The organism is Amycolatopsis orientalis (genome assembly GCF_000943515.2).
In the GTDB taxonomy this organism is placed as follows: domain Bacteria; phylum Actinomycetota; class Actinomycetes; order Mycobacteriales; family Pseudonocardiaceae; genus Amycolatopsis; species Amycolatopsis orientalis.
Genome location: NZ_CP016174.1, coordinates 2,931,123 through 2,946,853 on the forward strand (window position 1 = coordinate 2,931,123; position 15,731 = coordinate 2,946,853).

The 15,731-nt window shown below is 68.4% G+C and carries 15 protein-coding genes; 13 read left to right on the forward strand and 2 right to left on the reverse strand.

Annotated elements, in window-relative coordinates; translation table 11 throughout:
- The 9 genes from SD37_RS13035 to SD37_RS13075 are packed head-to-tail and all read left to right on the forward strand — an operon-like array spanning window position 1 to window position 8,821.
- Window positions 1–849, forward strand: coding sequence for an MlaE family ABC transporter permease (locus tag SD37_RS13035; RefSeq protein ID WP_065912819.1), 849 nt, complete (start codon window positions 1–3; stop codon window positions 847–849).
- Window positions 846–2,162, forward strand: a complete 1,317-nt coding sequence (locus SD37_RS13040) for an MCE family protein (protein ID WP_044854264.1) — start codon at window positions 846–848, stop codon at window positions 2,160–2,162. Before SD37_RS13035 ends, SD37_RS13040 begins: the two co-directional genes overlap by 4 nt.
- The gene (locus SD37_RS13045) at window positions 2,159–3,196 is read left to right on the forward strand and encodes an MCE family protein (RefSeq protein ID WP_044854265.1); all 1,038 of its coding nucleotides are present in this window, start codon (window positions 2,159–2,161) and stop codon (window positions 3,194–3,196) included. Before SD37_RS13040 ends, SD37_RS13045 begins: the two co-directional genes overlap by 4 nt.
- Entirely contained in the window at window positions 3,193–4,224 is a 1,032-nt protein-coding gene (locus SD37_RS13050; protein WP_044854437.1) for an MCE family protein, read from the forward strand. Before SD37_RS13045 ends, SD37_RS13050 begins: the two co-directional genes overlap by 4 nt.
- A complete protein-coding gene (locus SD37_RS13055; protein ID WP_044854266.1) occupies window positions 4,221–5,402 on the forward strand; it encodes an MCE family protein in 1,182 nt (393 codons plus the stop codon). The genes SD37_RS13050 and SD37_RS13055 overlap by 4 nt, the downstream gene beginning before the upstream one ends.
- A complete protein-coding gene (locus SD37_RS13060; protein WP_044854267.1) occupies window positions 5,399–6,610 on the forward strand; it encodes an MCE family protein in 1,212 nt (403 codons plus the stop codon). Before SD37_RS13055 ends, SD37_RS13060 begins: the two co-directional genes overlap by 4 nt.
- Entirely contained in the window at window positions 6,607–7,842 is a 1,236-nt protein-coding gene (locus SD37_RS13065; protein ID WP_044854268.1) for an MCE family protein, read from the forward strand. The genes SD37_RS13060 and SD37_RS13065 overlap by 4 nt, the downstream gene beginning before the upstream one ends.
- A complete protein-coding gene (locus tag SD37_RS13070; RefSeq protein ID WP_044854269.1) occupies window positions 7,842–8,330 on the forward strand; it encodes a hypothetical protein in 489 nt (162 codons plus the stop codon). The genes SD37_RS13065 and SD37_RS13070 overlap by 1 nt, the downstream gene beginning before the upstream one ends.
- The gene (locus tag SD37_RS13075; protein WP_044854270.1) at window positions 8,327–8,821 is read left to right on the forward strand and encodes a hypothetical protein; all 495 of its coding nucleotides are present in this window, start codon (window positions 8,327–8,329) and stop codon (window positions 8,819–8,821) included. Before SD37_RS13070 ends, SD37_RS13075 begins: the two co-directional genes overlap by 4 nt.
- Here SD37_RS13075 and SD37_RS13080 read toward each other — a convergent pair whose 3' ends face one another.
- Complete coding sequence (locus tag SD37_RS13080; RefSeq protein ID WP_236725354.1) at window positions 8,822–9,346, reverse strand: hypothetical protein; 525 nt, start codon at window positions 9,344–9,346, stop codon at window positions 8,822–8,824. It abuts the gene before it with no gap.
- Window positions 9,347–9,514: 168 nt separating this feature from the next.
- Between SD37_RS13080 and SD37_RS13085 the strand changes: the two genes are divergently transcribed.
- The 4 genes from SD37_RS13085 (at window position 9,515) to SD37_RS13100 (ending at window position 13,437) form a co-directional block, all read left to right on the forward strand.
- Window positions 9,515–10,759, forward strand: coding sequence for an aspartate aminotransferase type Ic (locus SD37_RS13085; protein ID WP_044854272.1), 1,245 nt, complete (start codon window positions 9,515–9,517; stop codon window positions 10,757–10,759).
- 87 nt (window positions 10,760–10,846) lie between these two features.
- A complete protein-coding gene (locus SD37_RS13090) occupies window positions 10,847–11,803 on the forward strand; it encodes a ferritin-like domain-containing protein (RefSeq protein WP_044854273.1) in 957 nt (318 codons plus the stop codon).
- Window positions 11,804–11,867: 64 nt separating this feature from the next.
- Entirely contained in the window at window positions 11,868–12,965 is a 1,098-nt protein-coding gene (locus SD37_RS13095) for an FAD-dependent oxidoreductase (protein WP_065912820.1), read from the forward strand.
- 94 nt (window positions 12,966–13,059) lie between these two features.
- A complete protein-coding gene (locus SD37_RS13100; protein WP_044854274.1) occupies window positions 13,060–13,437 on the forward strand; it encodes a hypothetical protein in 378 nt (125 codons plus the stop codon).
- Window positions 13,438–13,808: 371 nt separating this feature from the next.
- On the opposite strand, the gene SD37_RS13105 is transcribed toward SD37_RS13100, so the two are convergent.
- Window positions 13,809–15,608: an AMP-dependent synthetase/ligase gene (locus tag SD37_RS13105; protein ID WP_044854275.1), complete on the reverse strand. Its 1,800-nt coding sequence runs from the start codon at window positions 15,606–15,608 to the stop codon at window positions 13,809–13,811.
- Between the last annotated feature and the right edge of the window lie 123 nt (window positions 15,609–15,731).

Below are 15,731 nucleotides of genomic sequence, written 5' to 3' on the forward strand. Positions count from 1 at the left end.
ATGGCAGGCGAACCCGCTGTCTCGGATCGGACGCTCGAGATCATCGCGCGTCCCGGCGCGATGCTGGAAGGTTTCGGCGGCCAGCTGTCGTTCTACTTCCGCGCGCTGGCCTGGGCCCCGCGGACGATCCGGCGTTACGGCCGCGAAGTCTTCCGCCTGCTGACCGAGGTCAGCTTCGGCACCGGCGCGCTCGCGGTGATCGGCGGGACGCTCGGCGTGATGATCGGGATGACCCTGTTCACCGGGCTCATCGTCGGCCTGCAGGGCTATTCCGCGCTGAACCAGCTCGGCACCGCGGCGCTGACCGGGTTCATCTCCGCCTACTTCAACACCCGCGAGGTCGCACCGCTGTCCGCGGGGCTCGCGCTCTCGGCCACCGTCGGCTGCGGGTTCACCGCGCAGCTGGGCGCGATGCGGATCTCCGAGGAGATCGACGCGCTCGAAGTGATGGGTGTGCCGAGCATGCCCTATCTCGTGACGACCCGGGTGATCGCCGGCGTCACCGCGGTCATCCCGCTCTACGCCGTCGGGCTGCTCTCGTCCTATCTGGCCTCGCGGCAGATCACCATCTGGCTCTACGGCCAGTCCGCGGGCACCTACGACCACTACTTCACGCTGTTCCTGCCGCCCGAGGACGTCCTCTGGTCGTTCCTCAAGGTGATCATCTTCAGCGTGCTCGTCATCCTTTCCCATTGCTATTACGGCTACCCCGCCAGCGGCGGGCCCGCCGGGGTCGGCGTCGCCGTCGGCCGCGCGGTGCGGACGGCGATCGTGCTGATCTCCGTACTCGACTTCTTCCTGAGCCTCGCGATCTGGGGCGCGACGACGACGGTGAGGATTTCCGGGTGAACAGGGGGATTCTGCTGCGGCGGCTCCGGCACCAGGTGCTGGGCCTGATCTTCCTCGTGGTGGTCGTGCTGTTCTTCGCCACCACCATCGCCTTCTATCAGAAGGCCTTCACCACGGTGACCCTGGTGAAACTGGAGACCGACCGCATCGGCAACCAGATGCGCGAGGGCGCGGACGTCAAGGTGCGCGGGATGGTCGTCGGCGAGGTGCGGTCGATCCAGGCCCACGGTGATCACGCGACGATGGACCTGGCGCTGCAACCGGACAAGACGCCGGTCATCCCGGCCAACGTGTCCGCGCGCCTGCTGCCGAAGACATTGTTCGGTGAGCGGTATGTCGCCTTGCAGCTACCCGGGAAACCCGAACGGCCTATCGCCGAGGGCGACGTCATCCCGCAGGACCGCAGCAGCAGCGCGATCGAGCTGGAGACCGTGCTGGGGAACGTGATGCCGTTGCTGCAGGCCGTCCAGCCGGAGAAGATGGCGAGCACGCTCAACGCCGTCGCGTCCGCTTTGGACGGACAGGGCAAACAGCTCGGCACGACTTTGGCGGGACTCTCGGACTATCTCGGGAAGGTGAACCCGTCGCTGCCCGATCTCAAGGCCGACATCACCGGACTGGCCGACGCCGCCGCGATCTACGCTCACGCCGCGCCGGATCTGCTGGCCGCGCTGTCGGATCTGACCACCACGAGCAAGACCCTGGTCGAGCGCCAGCGCGGTCTCGCCGACGTCTACTCGACGGTGACCGCGGCCTCGATCGACCTGACGGGCTTCCTGAAAGTCAATCAGGACAACCTGATCCGCCTCACCACCAATCTCCAGCCCACGTTGGACGTCCTCGCGAAGTACGCGCCGGAGTACCCGTGCCTGCTCAAGCAGCTGGCCGAATCGGTGCCGCGCGCGGAACTCGCGTTCGGCAAGGGCACCGCGCATCCCGAGGTCAGCCGGGTGACCATCGAGTTCACGCCGAGCCGCGGCAAGTACCTGCCCGGTGTCGACGAGCCGAAGTACGACGACAAACGCGGACCGCGGTGCTATCCGCAGGTGCCGCCGCCCGGACGCTGGCCGCAGTATCCGCCGGACGGCGCGATCGCCGACGGTTCGTCCAAACCGGCGCCGCCGCGTGACCCGGACGGCAGGCTGCCCTCAGGCGGGAGCGCGGGTGGTTCGGTGGTGAACACGCCGGACGAGCAGCGGCTGATCGACCTGCTCGTTTCGCCCGCCATGGGCACGACCCCGGACCAGGTGCCGAACTGGGGCAGCCTGCTGGTCGGGCCGCTGTACCGGGGCGCGGAGGTGGAGCTGCGATGAGGTCCTTCGTGCCGGATCTGGTCAAGATCCTCGTCTTCGCCGTGGTGACCGTGCTGCTCACCGCGATCCTCGGCGCCACCATCGCGAACACCAACTTCGGCGAAACTTCGGGCTACGTCGCCAAGTTCACCGACGCGTCCGGGCTCAAGGAAGGCGACGACGTCCGCATCGTCGGCGTGAAGGTCGGGCAGGTCGGCAGGATCGAGGTCGAAGAGGGCGAACGGAACCTCGCCCAGGTCCACTTCGACGTCCAGACCACGCACCGGCTGCCGTCGTCGGTGACCGCGACCATCAAGTACCGCAACCTCGTCGGGCAGCGGTACCTCTCGCTCGGCACGGACATCGGGGACGAGAAGTCGCTGCCGCGCGGCGGGGTCATCCCGCCCGAGCGCACCAAACCGGCGCTGAACCTGACCGTGCTCTTCAACGGGTTCAAACCGCTCTTCCGCGCGCTGAACCCCGAGGACGTCAACAAACTCTCCTACGAGATCATCCAGGTGTTCCAGGGCGAGGGCGGCACGATCACCAGCCTGCTCGCGCACACCGCGTCGGTCACCTCGGCCATCGCGGGCAAGGACAAGATCATCGGCGACGTCATCGCGAACCTCAACACCGTGCTCGGCACCGTCGAGAAGCGCTCGCCGCAGCTGGGCGAACTGATCGACCAGACCCAGCGGCTGGTCACCGGCCTTGCCGAGCAGCGGCAGCCGATCGGGGAGGCGGTCAAGGCGCTCGGCGACCTCACCGTCGCCACGACGGGCCTGCTCGCCGACGCGCGCCCCGCCCTCAAGGACGACGTCGCGCAACTCGGGGCGCTGTCACAGAACCTCGGCGATTCGGAACGGCTGATCGACCACCTCCTGCAGGTGCTGCCGGGCAACCTGCAGAAGTTCACCAGGACGCTGAGCTACGGCAGCTGGTTCAACTACTACCTGTGCGGGATCTCCGGCAGCATCGGCATCAAATCGCTCAACATCGAACTGCCGATCACGCCGCTGCCCGGCACGCAGCGACCGGAGAGGTGCGGGCCGTGAAGCCGCTCAAGGAACGCAATCAGGCCGCGGTCGGCGCGGCCGCCCTGGTCTTGCTCCTCCTGGTCACGATGACGACCTACTTCTCCGACCGGATCCCGTTGTTCGGCAGCGGGACGACCTACTCGGCGTACTTCGGCGAATCGGCGGGGCTGGCGGCGGACAACGAGGTCCAGGTCGCCGGGGTGAAGGTCGGCCAGGTCAGCTCGGTCGAGCTGGCGGGCAAGAAGGTGCTGGTGAAGTTCCGGGTGAAGGACGTCCGGATCGGCGACGCGACGTCCGCGTCGATCGAGATCAAGACGCTGCTGGGCGAGAAGTTCCTCGCGCTGACCCCGAAAGGCAAGGCGAACCAGGATCCGAACGCCACCATCGGGCTCGACCGCACGCGGACGCCGTTCGAACTGCAGGACGCGTTCCAGCAGCTGTCCGGCACGGTCGGCGAGATCGACACCGCGCAGCTGGCGACGAGTTTCACCGTCCTGTCCGACGCGCTCAAGGACAGCCCTCAGTACCTCAAGGACGCGCTGGGCGGGCTGTCGTCGTTGTCCAAGACGGTTTCTTCGCGTGATGGTGACCTGAAGACGTTGCTGGCCAACACGAGCAAGGTGTCCAAGACGCTGTCCGACCGCAACGCCCAGCTGAAGCGGATCCTCGACGACGGCAACCTCCTGCTCGCCGAGCTGCAGAACCGGAAGGACGCGATCAGCACGTTGCTCAAGGGCACCCAGCAGGTTTCGGCGCAGTTGTCCGGGCTCGTCGCCGACAACCGGCAGCAGCTGAAGCCGACGCTGGAGAAACTCGGCAAGGTCACCGACGTCCTGCAACGCAACCAGGACAACCTCAACCGCAGCCTCGCGCTGATGGCCCCCTTCGCCCGGGTCGGCGCCAACGCGACCGGGAACGGGCGCTGGTTCGAGGGTTACCTGTGCGGGCTGCTGCCGCCGACGATCATCGCCGGCGCGTTCCAGGTCAACCCGGAGGGCTGCACCCCGCCCATCGCGGCGCCGAACCAGGGGGTGGGTGGACGATGAGCACTCGGGCTCGCACGCTCTACGACTGGGTCGCCTTCGCCTGCGTCGTCGTGCTGCTCCTGACCGCCGGGCTGTGGCTGGTGTTCAGGGACACGGGCGGGACGCGGATCAGCGCGTATTTCGGGAAGACCGTGGGCCTCTACGCGGGATCTTCGGTCCGGGTCCTCGGGGTGAAGGTCGGGGAGATCACCGGCGTGACGCCCCAGGGCGAGGCGGTCCGGGTCGACATGCGGATCGACGACGGCACCCCGATCCCGGCGGACGCGGGCGCGGTCGTCGTCGCGCCGAGCCTGGTGAGCGACCGGTACGTGCAGCTGACCCCGGCGTACGAGAGCGGTCCCGAAATGGCCACGGACACGGTGATCGCCAAGGAGAAGACGGCGACCCCGGCCGAACTCGACGACCTCTACACGAGTCTCGACAAGCTCTCGACGAGCCTGGGACCCAACGGCGCCAACAAGAACGGCGCCCTGTCGGACGTGCTCGACACCGCCGCGGCGAATCTCGGCGGCAATGGGAAGAACCTGAACACCACGGTGACCCGGCTGTCCGAACTGGCCAAGACCCTGGACGGCGCCAAGGGCGACCTGTTCAGCACGGTGCAGAACCTGAACTCGTTCACCGGCGCGCTGGCCGAAAGCGACCGGCAGCTCAACGAGTTCTACCGCCGCGCCGCCGACGTCAGCGGTTTCCTGGCCGCGGACTCCGCCGACGTGGGGGCCGCGCTGAATTCGCTGGCGACGGCGATGGGCGACGTCGAGAAGTTCGTCGCGGAGAACAAGGATCTGCTCGCGTCCAATGTGGACAAACTGGCCGGGCTGACGAAGGTGCTCGTCGACCAGCGGGCCTCGCTCGCCGAGGTGATCGACATCGCGCCGACCGGGGCCACCAACTTCATCAACTCCTACGACGCGGCGTCCGGCACGATCGCCGTACGGGACAACCTGAACGAGCTGACGCATCCCCCGATCCTGACCGTGTGCCGCCTCATCAGCGCGAGTACGCCCAAGCCGATCCCGGACGCGCTGGGGAACATCTGCAAGCAGCTGGCCCCGGTCCTCGACGGCACGCTGAAGCTCCCGTCGGTCCCGCAGGTACTGGCCTCGCTGCAGAGCGGCGAACTGCCGCCGCTGCCGCTCCCGCTGGTCGACGTCCTCACCAAGGGAGTCCCGAAATGAGGCAGCGGCGGAAGATCGCGGGCGTGATGGCGGGCGTGCTGGTGCTGGCAGGCTGCGGTGACGGCGGCTTTTCGGGGCTGTACAACACCCCGCTCCCGGGCGGCGCGGATCTCGGTGACCATCCGTACCGGCTCTCCGCGCAGTTCTCCGACGTCCTCGACCTCGTCCCGCAAGCGAGTGTGAAGGTCAACGACGTCCCGGTCGGCCGGGTCGAGAACATCGAACTCGCCCCGGACACCCGGTCGGCGTGGGTGAACATGGTCGTCAACGGCGACATCGCGCTGCCCGCGAACGCGCGCGCCGAACTGCGCCAGTCGAGTCTGCTCGGCGAGAAGTTCGTCGACCTGCACGCGCCCGAAAAGCCCGAAGGATCCCTCGCCGAGGGTGCGAAGATCCCGCTGGACCGCACCAACCGCAACCCCGAGGTCGAAGAGGTCCTCGGCGCGCTTTCCCTGCTGCTCAACGGCGGCGGCGTCGAGCAGATCCAGAAGATCAGTCACGAACTCAACGACGCGCTCACCGGCAACGAGGCCGAGGTCCGCGCACTGCTGTCCCAAGTGGACAAGCTGGCCACCGAACTCGACGGGCACAAGGGCGAGATCCTGCGGGCCATCGACGGCCTCGACAGGCTGTCCAAAACCCTGGTGGGGCAGACGCAGAACCTGACCAACGCGCTCGACAACCTCTCGCCGGGGCTCAAGATCGTGACCGAGCAACGGGATCAGCTCGTCGGCATGCTGCAGTCGCTGAACACGCTGTCCGGGGTCGCGACCGACACGATCAAGGCCAGCCGCGACCAGCTGGTGGCGAACCTCCGCGCGCTGCAGCCGACGCTGAAGAAGCTGACCGAAGCGGGCCAGGACCTGCCGACCGCGCTGCGGATCCTGCTCACGTACCCCTTCCCGGACTACGCGGGCAACGTGATCAAGGGCGACTACGCCAACGTGGAAGCCAAGATCGACCTGAACCTGGACACCTTCCTGGAGAACATGAACAACTCCTCGCAGCCGATCATCCAGCTGCCCGGGAACAAGGGCACCGGCACGCCCGGCGCGATCCCGTTCAACAACGGGACGGCGCCCCCGGTGCTGCCACTGCCGACCGGTGACCTCCCGCAAGCGCCCCAGGCACCGCAGGGCCAGAGCGGGGACGTCCTGGGCGGCGTACTCGGCGGGCTCCTCGGGCCGCTGCTGGGAGGTGGCCGGTGATCACGCGCAAGACCAGGATCCAGCTGGCCGCGTTCCTCGTCATCGCCGTGGTGTCGGTCGTCTACGCGGGCGGCAAGTACGCCGGGCTGGACCGGCTCTTCGGTACGCGGGGCTACCTCGTCACCGCGCAACTGGTGGATTCCGGCGGGATCTTCATCAACGCCGAGGTCTCCTATCGCGGTGTCGCAGTCGGCAAGGTCGCGTCGATGACACTCACCGAACACGGCATCGACCTCGGTCTCGACATCGATTCGGGCGCGCCGAAGATCCCGGCGGACACGAAGGCCGCGGTCGCGAACCGGTCGGCGGTGGGGGAGCAGTACGTCGATCTGCTGCCCATGCACGAAAACGGGCCGTACCTCGCCGAAGGTTCGGTCATCAAGCGGGACAGGACGTCGATCCCGCTGGCCCCGGACACCGTCCTGTCCAATTTGGACAAACTGGTGTCGAGCGTGAAACCGGAGTCGCTGAAGACCGTCGTCGACGAGACCTACGAGGCCTTCGCGAACGCCGGCCCGGATCTGCGGCAGCTGCTCGACAGCACCGGTTCGCTGACCGCGACCGCGACGCAGTACCTGCCCGATACCCAGGGCCTGCTCGCCAGTTCCCGGACGGTACTGGACACCCAGCGGCGGCAGGCGGACAACATCACGAAGTTCTCCAGCGGGCTCAAGACGATCGCCGCGCAGCTGAAGACGTCCGACCCGGACCTGCGGCGGGTGATCGACGAGGCGCCGAAGCTGAGCCGTCAGATCAGCGACGTGCTCGCGGTCTCCGGCACCGACCTCGGGGTGCTGTTCGCGAACACGCTCACCACCGCCCAGATCACCTCCGCCCGGACCGACGCGATCGAGGAACTCCTCGTCGCGTACCCGATCATCTCGGCGTTCTCGCGCTCGACGTCGCCGGACGGGACCGGCCATCTCGGTGTGGTGTTCAACTTCTTCGACCCGGTCTCGTGCACCAAGGGCTACGAGGGCACGAAACAGCGTCCCGCCAACGACCTCACCGAGGCGCCGGTGAACACGCAGGCCTACTGCGCCGAGCCGCCGGGAAGCCCCACCGGGGTGCGGGGCTCGCAGAACGCGCCGTACGCCGGTAAGCCGCCCGCGGTCCCCGAGCGGCCGAAGCAGAGCCCGCAGGCGGCGGAATCCGCACAGCTGCCCGGGGTGCTGAGCCTGCTCACCGGCGCCGGACCCGGCGGGCTGGGCGCGTTGCTGGGCGGCAAGTAGTGCTCACCCGCGCCCTCACCGTCGTCGCCACGCTGGCCGTCCTCGCGGCGGCCTGGACCGGCTGGTCGTGGTGGAGCGCGGCGCGGGACGACGGTCTCGCGCGCGGCCGGGAACGCGAAGCCGTGCTCACCGCCGCCTCCGGGCAGCTGGAGGTGCTCAACACGATCGACTACCGCACCGGCGCCCAGGACGTCGACCGCTGGCTCGGCGTCACCACCGGACGGCTCGGCAAGGAACTCGCCGGCGACCGGCAGCTCCAGATCGACCGGGCGAACACCGGCAAGACGGTGGCGACGGCCAAGCTCGAACAGGCCGCGGTCACCGAACTCGACGCCGCGGCCGGGACGGCGCGGCTGATGGCCGTGCTGAACGTGCGGATCAGCACCGGCGGCGGGTCGGCCGTGCCGAAGATCAGCAGGCTGACCGTGGACTACCAGCGTGCCGAGGACGGCTGGAAGGTCAGCGCGGTGCAGGCGGCGGGATCATGACCGGCCGGACGCCGCGGCTCCTGGTCGCGCTCATCGTGCTGGCCACCGGTTGCGCGGTCTGGTTCGGGCTGGAGGCGTCTTCGCTGGGTTCGGACGGCAACGCGGCGCTCGTGGACCAGGCCGCGACCGCCGAGGTCGCCGACCAGGTCGGCGCCGGGGTGAAGGCCGTCTTCTCCTACGACTACAGCAATCTCGCGCGGACCGAGCGGGCCGCGGCCGACGTGCTGACCGGCGAGGCGACCGGGCAGTACCGGGACCAGTTCGCCTCGGCGCGCAAGCGGGCCGAGGACCAGAAGCTGGTGCGCACGACGACGGTCCGCTCGGCAGGCGTCCGGTCGTTGCGCGGCGAGGAGGCCGAGGTGCTGCTGTTCCTCGACCAGCAGACCATCGCCGCCACCGGGGGCACGCCGCAGTCGACGGTCTCCCAGCTTTCGGTCACCGCGCGGCGCGTCGATGGCCGGTGGAAGATCTCGCGGCTCACCGCTCTCTGATCACGAGAGACGCTTCATGTTCGCGCCGATGATCATACCGTCGGAAACGGTGTAGGAACCGGAGAAGCTTCGCATCGAACCATCGGTCTGGCGGGCGGAAAGATCGACGTACACGGTGCTCCCGCGCACATTCGTGACGGTGAGCGCGGCCCACGAAGTCGTCGCGAATCCCTTGACGTAGGAGGCATAAGTGCCGCCTTTCGCCAGCCTTTGCCCGCCGAGATTCCACGCGGTGAGGAAATCGCGCCGGTTGAGCGCGTCGTAGTAGGCGATCACCGTCTGCGCCACCGGAACGGCGGGCGCGGGATAGACCGTCTGGGTGGTCTGCGGTGCGACATAAACCGTCTGCGGCGGCGCTGCGACCACCGGTGGCTGGATCACGATGGTGTTCGGGGGAGCGGCCACCGTGACGGCCGGGGTCGCCGTTCCCTGAGTGGGTGCCGCGCACGCGGCCAAGGCGCCTGCGGCCATCAAGGTCACTGCCGCCCACTTCTTCGCTTCCATTATCCGCCCCTCGTCGCTCACCTATTTCTCCTTATTACCGAGAATGCGGGAAACGGGGCGGGGCTCACTAGAGGATTAGGCCTCGTTACGAATACTGGAAAACGCACCGGAACCGTTATCGGATCTTGGGCGCCGGGCGTAGGGCGACCCTCGTCTCACGCCGGATCGCCGCCGGGTTTAGCGTTAGGCATGACCACTGCACCTGTCGATGTCGAGAGCGCCCGCCGCGACTACGCGGCCCTCGTCGACTGTGGCCTCTCCCTGGACATCACCCGCGGCAAGCCGTCCCCTCGCCAGCTGGACCTCGCCGACGGGCTGCTCGCCCTGCCCGGAGACGTGCGCAAGGCCGAGGACGGCACGGACGTCCGCAACTACGGTGGCCTGAAGGGCCTGCCCGAGCTTCGCCGGATCTTCGCCGGCCCGCTGCAGGTCCCGGCCGAGCAGCTGCTGGCGGCGGGCAACTCCAGCCTGGAGCTCATGCACGACACCATCGTGCAGGCCTTCCTCAGCAAGCTCCCGGGCGCCGAGCGCCGCTGGGCCGACGAGCCGGGCATCAAGTTCCTGTGCCCCGTCCCTGGCTACGACCGCCACTTCGCGCTGGCCGAGCGCTTCGGCATCGAGCTGGTCCAGGTGCCGCTCACCGAGACCGGCCCGGACATGGACGTCGTCGAGCGGCTCGTCGCCGAGGACGCCACGGTCAAGGGCATCTGGTGCGTGCCGAAGTACAGCAACCCGACCGGGGTCACCTACAGCGACGACACCGTGCGCCGCCTGGCGACGATGGCCACGGCCGCCCCGGACTTCCGGATCTTCTGGGACAACGCCTACGCCGTGCACCACCTCACCGAGGCCGAGGCACCGCTGGCCGACCTGCTCGCGCTGTGCGCCGAGCACGGCAACGCCGACCGCGCGTTCGTCTTCGGCTCCACCTCGAAGGTGACCTACGCCGGTGGCGGCGTCGGCTTCTTCGGCGCCTCCCAGGCCAACCTGGCCTGGTGGATCGGCCTCATCGGCAAGCGGACCATCGGCCCGGACAAGGTCAACCAGCTCCGGCACGCGCTGTTCCTGCGTGACGAGGAGGGCGTCCGTGCGCACATGCGCAAGCACGCCGAGCTCATCGGGCCGAAGTTCGCGGCCGTCGACGAGATCCTCACCAAGGAACTGGGCGAGAGCGGCCTCGCGTCCTGGACGAAGCCGACCGGCGGGTACTTCATCTCGCTGACCGTGCCCGCCGGGACCGCCAAGGAGGTCGTGCGGCTGGCCAAGGAGGCGGGGATCGCCCTGACCCCGGCCGGCGCGACCCACCCGTACGGCGACGACCCCGACGACGCCGTCATCCGCATCGCGCCGACGTACCCTGAGCTGGCCGAAGTCGAGGAAGCGATCCGCGGCCTCGCCGTCTGCGTTCGCCTTGCCGCGGCGACGAAGAAATAAATTCGAGATCTTTTCCAATCCGGGTCACGGGTGGTTCCGAACGTCCGAGTGGGTGGGTGTGCACCGCAAAGACGAGAGGAACCACTCGTGTTCGGAAAGCCCTTCGTTCGTACCTTGATTTCGCGCAGTGCCGAGAACCGCACGGATCGGCGGCGGTTCTTGAAGGCCGCCGGCGCGGCGGGGCTCGGGGTCGTCGGCGCGACGTACCTCGGGGTCCAGGCCACCTCGACCGCTTCGGCCACGGGCGACGCGGCCGCCGAAGCCGCCGCGGCGGGCGCCCCCAGTGACGCGGCCGTGCTCAACTTCGCGCTCAACCTGGAGTACCTCGAAGCCGAGTTCTATTCCTTCGCCGTCTACGGGCACGGACTGCCGGACGACCTCACCGGCGGCGTCGGCACCCAGGGTGGGGTGCGCGGCGGCAAGAAGGTGATGTTCCACGACAAGGCCCTGCATCAGTTCGCGAAGGAGATCGCGGGTGACGAGGTCGCCCACGTCAAATTCCTGCGCGGGGCCCTGGGCGAGGCCGCGGTCTCCCGGCCGGAGATCGACCTCAAGGACAGCTTCACCGCCGTTGCCAGGGCGGCCGGGCTGATCAGCGAATACCAGCAGTTCGACCCGTTCGCCCACGAGAAGAACTTCCTGCTCGCGGCCTTCCTGTTCGAGGATGTCGGTGTGAGCGCCTACAAGGGCGCCGCCCCGCTGATCACCAACAAGACCTTCCTGGACGCGGCCGCCGGGATCCTGGCCGCCGAGGCGTATCACGCCGCCACCATCAGGACGTCGCTGTTCGACCGGGACCTCGGCGACGCGGCGGCCAAGATCTCCAACGCGAGGGACGCCCTCGACGGTCCGGGCGACGACGACCAGGGCATCCTGCTCGGCAACCAGGCCAACATCGTGCCCGCCGACAACAACGGCATCTGCTTTGGCCGCGGCGCCGACCGGGTGCTCAACATCGTGTACCTGAACCCGGGCCCGGTGAAGGAGGGCGGCTTCTTCCCCAAGGGGGTCAACGGCGACATCGTCGCCAGCGGCGGCGCGTGAACCCCGCTGTCGTGCCGCCGTTCCGGGTACCTTTTCAGGACGGCGGCACGACAGGGGGTTCGTGGTGAAGGCAGTGATCATCGGCGGCGGTATCGCGGGCACGGTGACGGCGATGGCGTTGCGGCGCGCGGGGATCGAGGCGAGCGTCCACGAGGCGTACGCGTCCGGCGGTGAGGACGCGGGCGCGTTCCTCACGATCATGCACAACGGCATGGACGCGCTGCGGGCGATCGGCGCCGACGGACCGGTGATCGACAACTCCTTCGGCGCGGTGGGGCTGGAACTCGTGACGCCGGACGGGCGCACCGTGGACCGGCGTTCCTTCGACATCGACGGCCTCGCCGGGCCACGCACGATGACGCGGGCGTCGCTCTATCGCACGCTGCAGGAGGAGGCGATCTCACGCGGGATCGCCGTCGAGCGCGGGAAGCGGCTCGTTTCCGCCTCCCCGGGCATCGCCCGGTTCGAAGACGGGTCCACCGCCGAGGGCGACATCCTGATCGGTGCCGACGGCCTGCGCTCGGTCGTCCGGACCATCATCGACCCGGACTGCCCGCCGCCGCGCTCGACGGGCCTCGACGTCGTCTACGGCTACACGACCGACACGAGCGTCCCGCAGGCGCCGTCCGTCTACCGGATGGTCCAGAGCCTGTACGCCTTCTTCGGCTACACGAGCGCTCCCGACGGTTCGACGTACTGGTTCGCGCGGCTTCCCACGGCCGAAGGAGTCCGAGTAGGACTGTCGGCGGCCGAATGGCGTGCGGCGGCGTTCGCCGCCTTCGACGGGGAACCGTTGCCTGCCGCGGAAATCATCCGTTCGACGGGGGACGACGTCTTCGGCGGCCACTCCTACGACGTCCCGTCGACCCCGGTGTGGTCCACCGAGTCGATGGTGCTCGTCGGAGACGCGGCGCACGCCGCCTCCCCGGCGGCGGGGCAGGGGGCGTCGATGGCGCTGGAGGACAGTGTCGTGCTGGCGCAGTGCCTGCGCGATCTTCCCGACGCGCCAACGGCTTTCGCCGCCTACGAGCGGTTGCGGCGGGCGCGGGTGGAGAAGCTGGTGGCGAGCAGCGCCGCGCTGTCGTCGGGGACGACATCCGACGAGGGACGGAACTGGCTGTACCGGCACCACATCGAGTGGGACGAGACGATCACCGCGTGACGCCTGTCACATGTGGCGGGTTTCCCGGGTGACGCTTGATGATCTTCAGTACTTTCCGCGTCGTCAACGAAGAAGTCTGCCTGGGGGTTGATTGATGTACAAGATCCGTGCGGTCCTGCTCGCCACGTTCGCGGTGGCGGGGATGGCCGTGGTCAGCGCACCTGCCGCGCAGGCGGCGTCCTACACGCAGGTGGGCTACGCGAGCTCGTTCGGCCGGCAGGTGTACCTGTGGCGCAACAACGACAACGGCTGCATCCACGCGCAGGGCAAGAGCATGCGCAACGGTGACGAGGTGATCCTGCGGGTGGTCAGCGGCGGCCTGGTCATCGGCGAGGATGTGCAGCGTGCCAACGCCACCGGCGTTTCGGTCAACACGCAGTCGCTCTGCAACAAGGGCGGCGCCGGATTCCGGGGTCTCGTGAAGGACGCGAACGCGAACGGACCGGAGACCGGCACCTACCAGAACTGGTGACGGGACGCGTCACGTTTGGTTCGCGTTCAGCCGACTGAACGCGACGCTTCCGCAAGCGCGTGAAGGCCCCCTTCCCTCGGCTCAGCCGAGGGAAGGGGGCCTTCACGCGCGAAGTAGTGGGACCGTGAAGGCCTCCTTGTGGGACTCGTTCCCCGCGCTCAAGGTCAGGACCCCGGCAAAGTCGCAGTGCTGCTGGTCGTGAGTGGCAAGTGTCGTTCTAACGACACTTGCCACTCACGACCAACAAGAGCCCGACCTTGCCGGAGCCCTGACCCTGAAGGTGGTGAAGGACGCATTCCCCGCATGCCACGCGGTGAAGGGCGCTTTCCCCGCATGCCATGCGGGGAAAGCGCCCTTCACCTACCGAAAAGCTACTTCTTGTAGAGCGCTTCGATGTCGTTCGCGTAGTTCTTGTTCACGATGTTGCGCTTCAGCTTCAGGCTCGGCGTGATCTCGCCGCCCGCCTCGGTGAAGTCCTTCGTGAGGATCGTGAACTTCTTGATCGCCTCGGCCTGTGACACCGCGCTGTTGGCCTGATCGACGGCCTGCTGGATCTCGGCGCGCAGTTCGGCGTCGTCGGCCAGATCGGAGACGGTGGCGTCGGAAGGCTTGCCGTGCTGCGACTTCCACGCCGGGAAGTACTCCTCGTCGATGGTGATCAGCGCGCCGATGAACGGCCGCTGGTCGCCGACCACCATCGCCTGGCTGACCAGCGGGCTGGCCTTGATGGTGTCTTCGAGCCCGGACGGGGCGACGTTCTTGCCGCCCGCGGTCACGATGATCTCCTTCTTGCGCCCGGTGATCTTCAGGAACCCTTCGTCGTCCAGCTCGCCGAGGTCGCCGGTGTGGAACCAGCCGTCCTCCAGCGCTTCGGCGGTCGCCTCCGGGTTGTTGAAGTAGCCGCCGAACACGACGTCACCCTTGAGCAGGATCTCGCCGTCGTCGGCGATCCGCACCGAGGTGCCGGCGACCGGCTTGCCGACGGTGCCGACCCGGAAGCCCGTCTGCGTACCGACACAGGCCGCCGCGGACGTCTCGGTCAGGCCGTAGCCCTCGAACACCGGGACCCCGATGCCGCGGAAGAAATGCGCCAGCCGCACGCCGAGCGGGGCACCGCCGGACACCGCCGCGACGCACCGGCCACCGAGGGCCGCGCGCAGCTTGCTGAAGACGAGCTTGTCGAACAGCGCGTGCTTGACCTTCAGGCCCAGCCCGGCGCCCCCGGTGTCCTGTGCCTGGCTGTAGGCGACGGCGGTGGCCTCGGCGGCGTCGAAGATCTTGCCCTTGCCGTCGCCGTGGGCCTTCTGCTTCGCGCTGTTGTAGACCTTCTCGAACACGCGCGGCACGGCGACGACGAACGTCGGCCGGAAGGTGCCGAGGTCGGCGACGAGGTTCTTGACGTCCGAGGTGTGCCCGAGGGTCACCCGCGCGCTGAGCGCGGTGACCGCGATGGCGCGGGCGAGGACGTGGGCCAGCGGCAGGAACACCAGCAGCGAGTTGCCCTGCTCCATCAGCTGCGGGAACGCGGCGATGTCGGCGCGGATCTCGGCCAGGAGGTTCCGGTGCGTCAGCTCGACGCCCTTGGGACGGCCGGTCGTGCCCGACGTGTACACGATCGTGGCGAGGTCGCCCGCCTTCACCGAACGGCGCCGCTCGTGCAGGTCGTCGTCGCTCAGCCCGGCGCCCTCGGCGGTCAGGTGGTCGACGGCGGGCGCGTCGGCGGACTCGATCTGCCAGGTGTGCTCAAGCGTGTCGAGGCGCCCCTTGACCGACTCCAGCGTCGCGAGGTGCTCGTCGGTCTCGACGAACACGGCCTTCGCCGCCGAGTCCGAGAGGATCCAGTGGACCTGCTCGGCCGAGGAGGTGTCGTAGATCGGGACGGTGACCGCGCCGGCGGCCCAGATCGCGAAATCGATCAGGGTCCATTCGTACCGGGTCTTCGACATGAGCCCGATCCGGTCGCCCGGTGCGATGCCCGCCTGTGCCATTCCCTTGGCCACGGCGAGAACCTGGGCGGCGAAGTCCTTCGCGGTGACGTCCAACCAGGTACCGTCGACCTGGCGGCGGAAACTCACGACATCGGAGAACCGCTCGGCGTTCGCCCAGACGACGTCCGCGAGGTTCTCGTCGTCGGTCACCGGATTGGCGGCGGGGGCGCTGTATTCGCGCACGAGGAACCTCCGTGTTCGCGTGCAAGTGGTGTGACCGGTGTTACCCGCCAGTCAACTTAGCGTGCCGTGCACCTTAAGACCATGCTGGCGGATCGGCCATACCGAGGGCATGACATTCTGCCG

What these genes read in the sequence shown, in the direction of transcription:
- SD37_RS13035 (WP_065912819.1), top strand. Translation starts at nt 1, where the DNA reads ATGGCAGGCGAACCCGCTGTCTCGGATCGGACGCTCGAGATCATCGCG.
- SD37_RS13045 (WP_044854265.1), top strand. Translation starts at nt 2,159, where the DNA reads ATGAGGTCCTTCGTGCCGGATCTGGTCAAGATCCTCGTCTTCGCCGTG.
- SD37_RS13055 (WP_044854266.1), top strand. Translation starts at nt 4,221, where the DNA reads ATGAGCACTCGGGCTCGCACGCTCTACGACTGGGTCGCCTTCGCCTGC.
- SD37_RS13060 (WP_044854267.1), top strand. Translation starts at nt 5,399, where the DNA reads ATGAGGCAGCGGCGGAAGATCGCGGGCGTGATGGCGGGCGTGCTGGTG.
- SD37_RS13075 (WP_044854270.1), top strand. Translation starts at nt 8,327, where the DNA reads ATGACCGGCCGGACGCCGCGGCTCCTGGTCGCGCTCATCGTGCTGGCC.
- SD37_RS13085 (WP_044854272.1), top strand. Translation starts at nt 9,515, where the DNA reads ATGACCACTGCACCTGTCGATGTCGAGAGCGCCCGCCGCGACTACGCG.
- SD37_RS13100 (WP_044854274.1), top strand. Translation starts at nt 13,060, where the DNA reads ATGTACAAGATCCGTGCGGTCCTGCTCGCCACGTTCGCGGTGGCGGGG.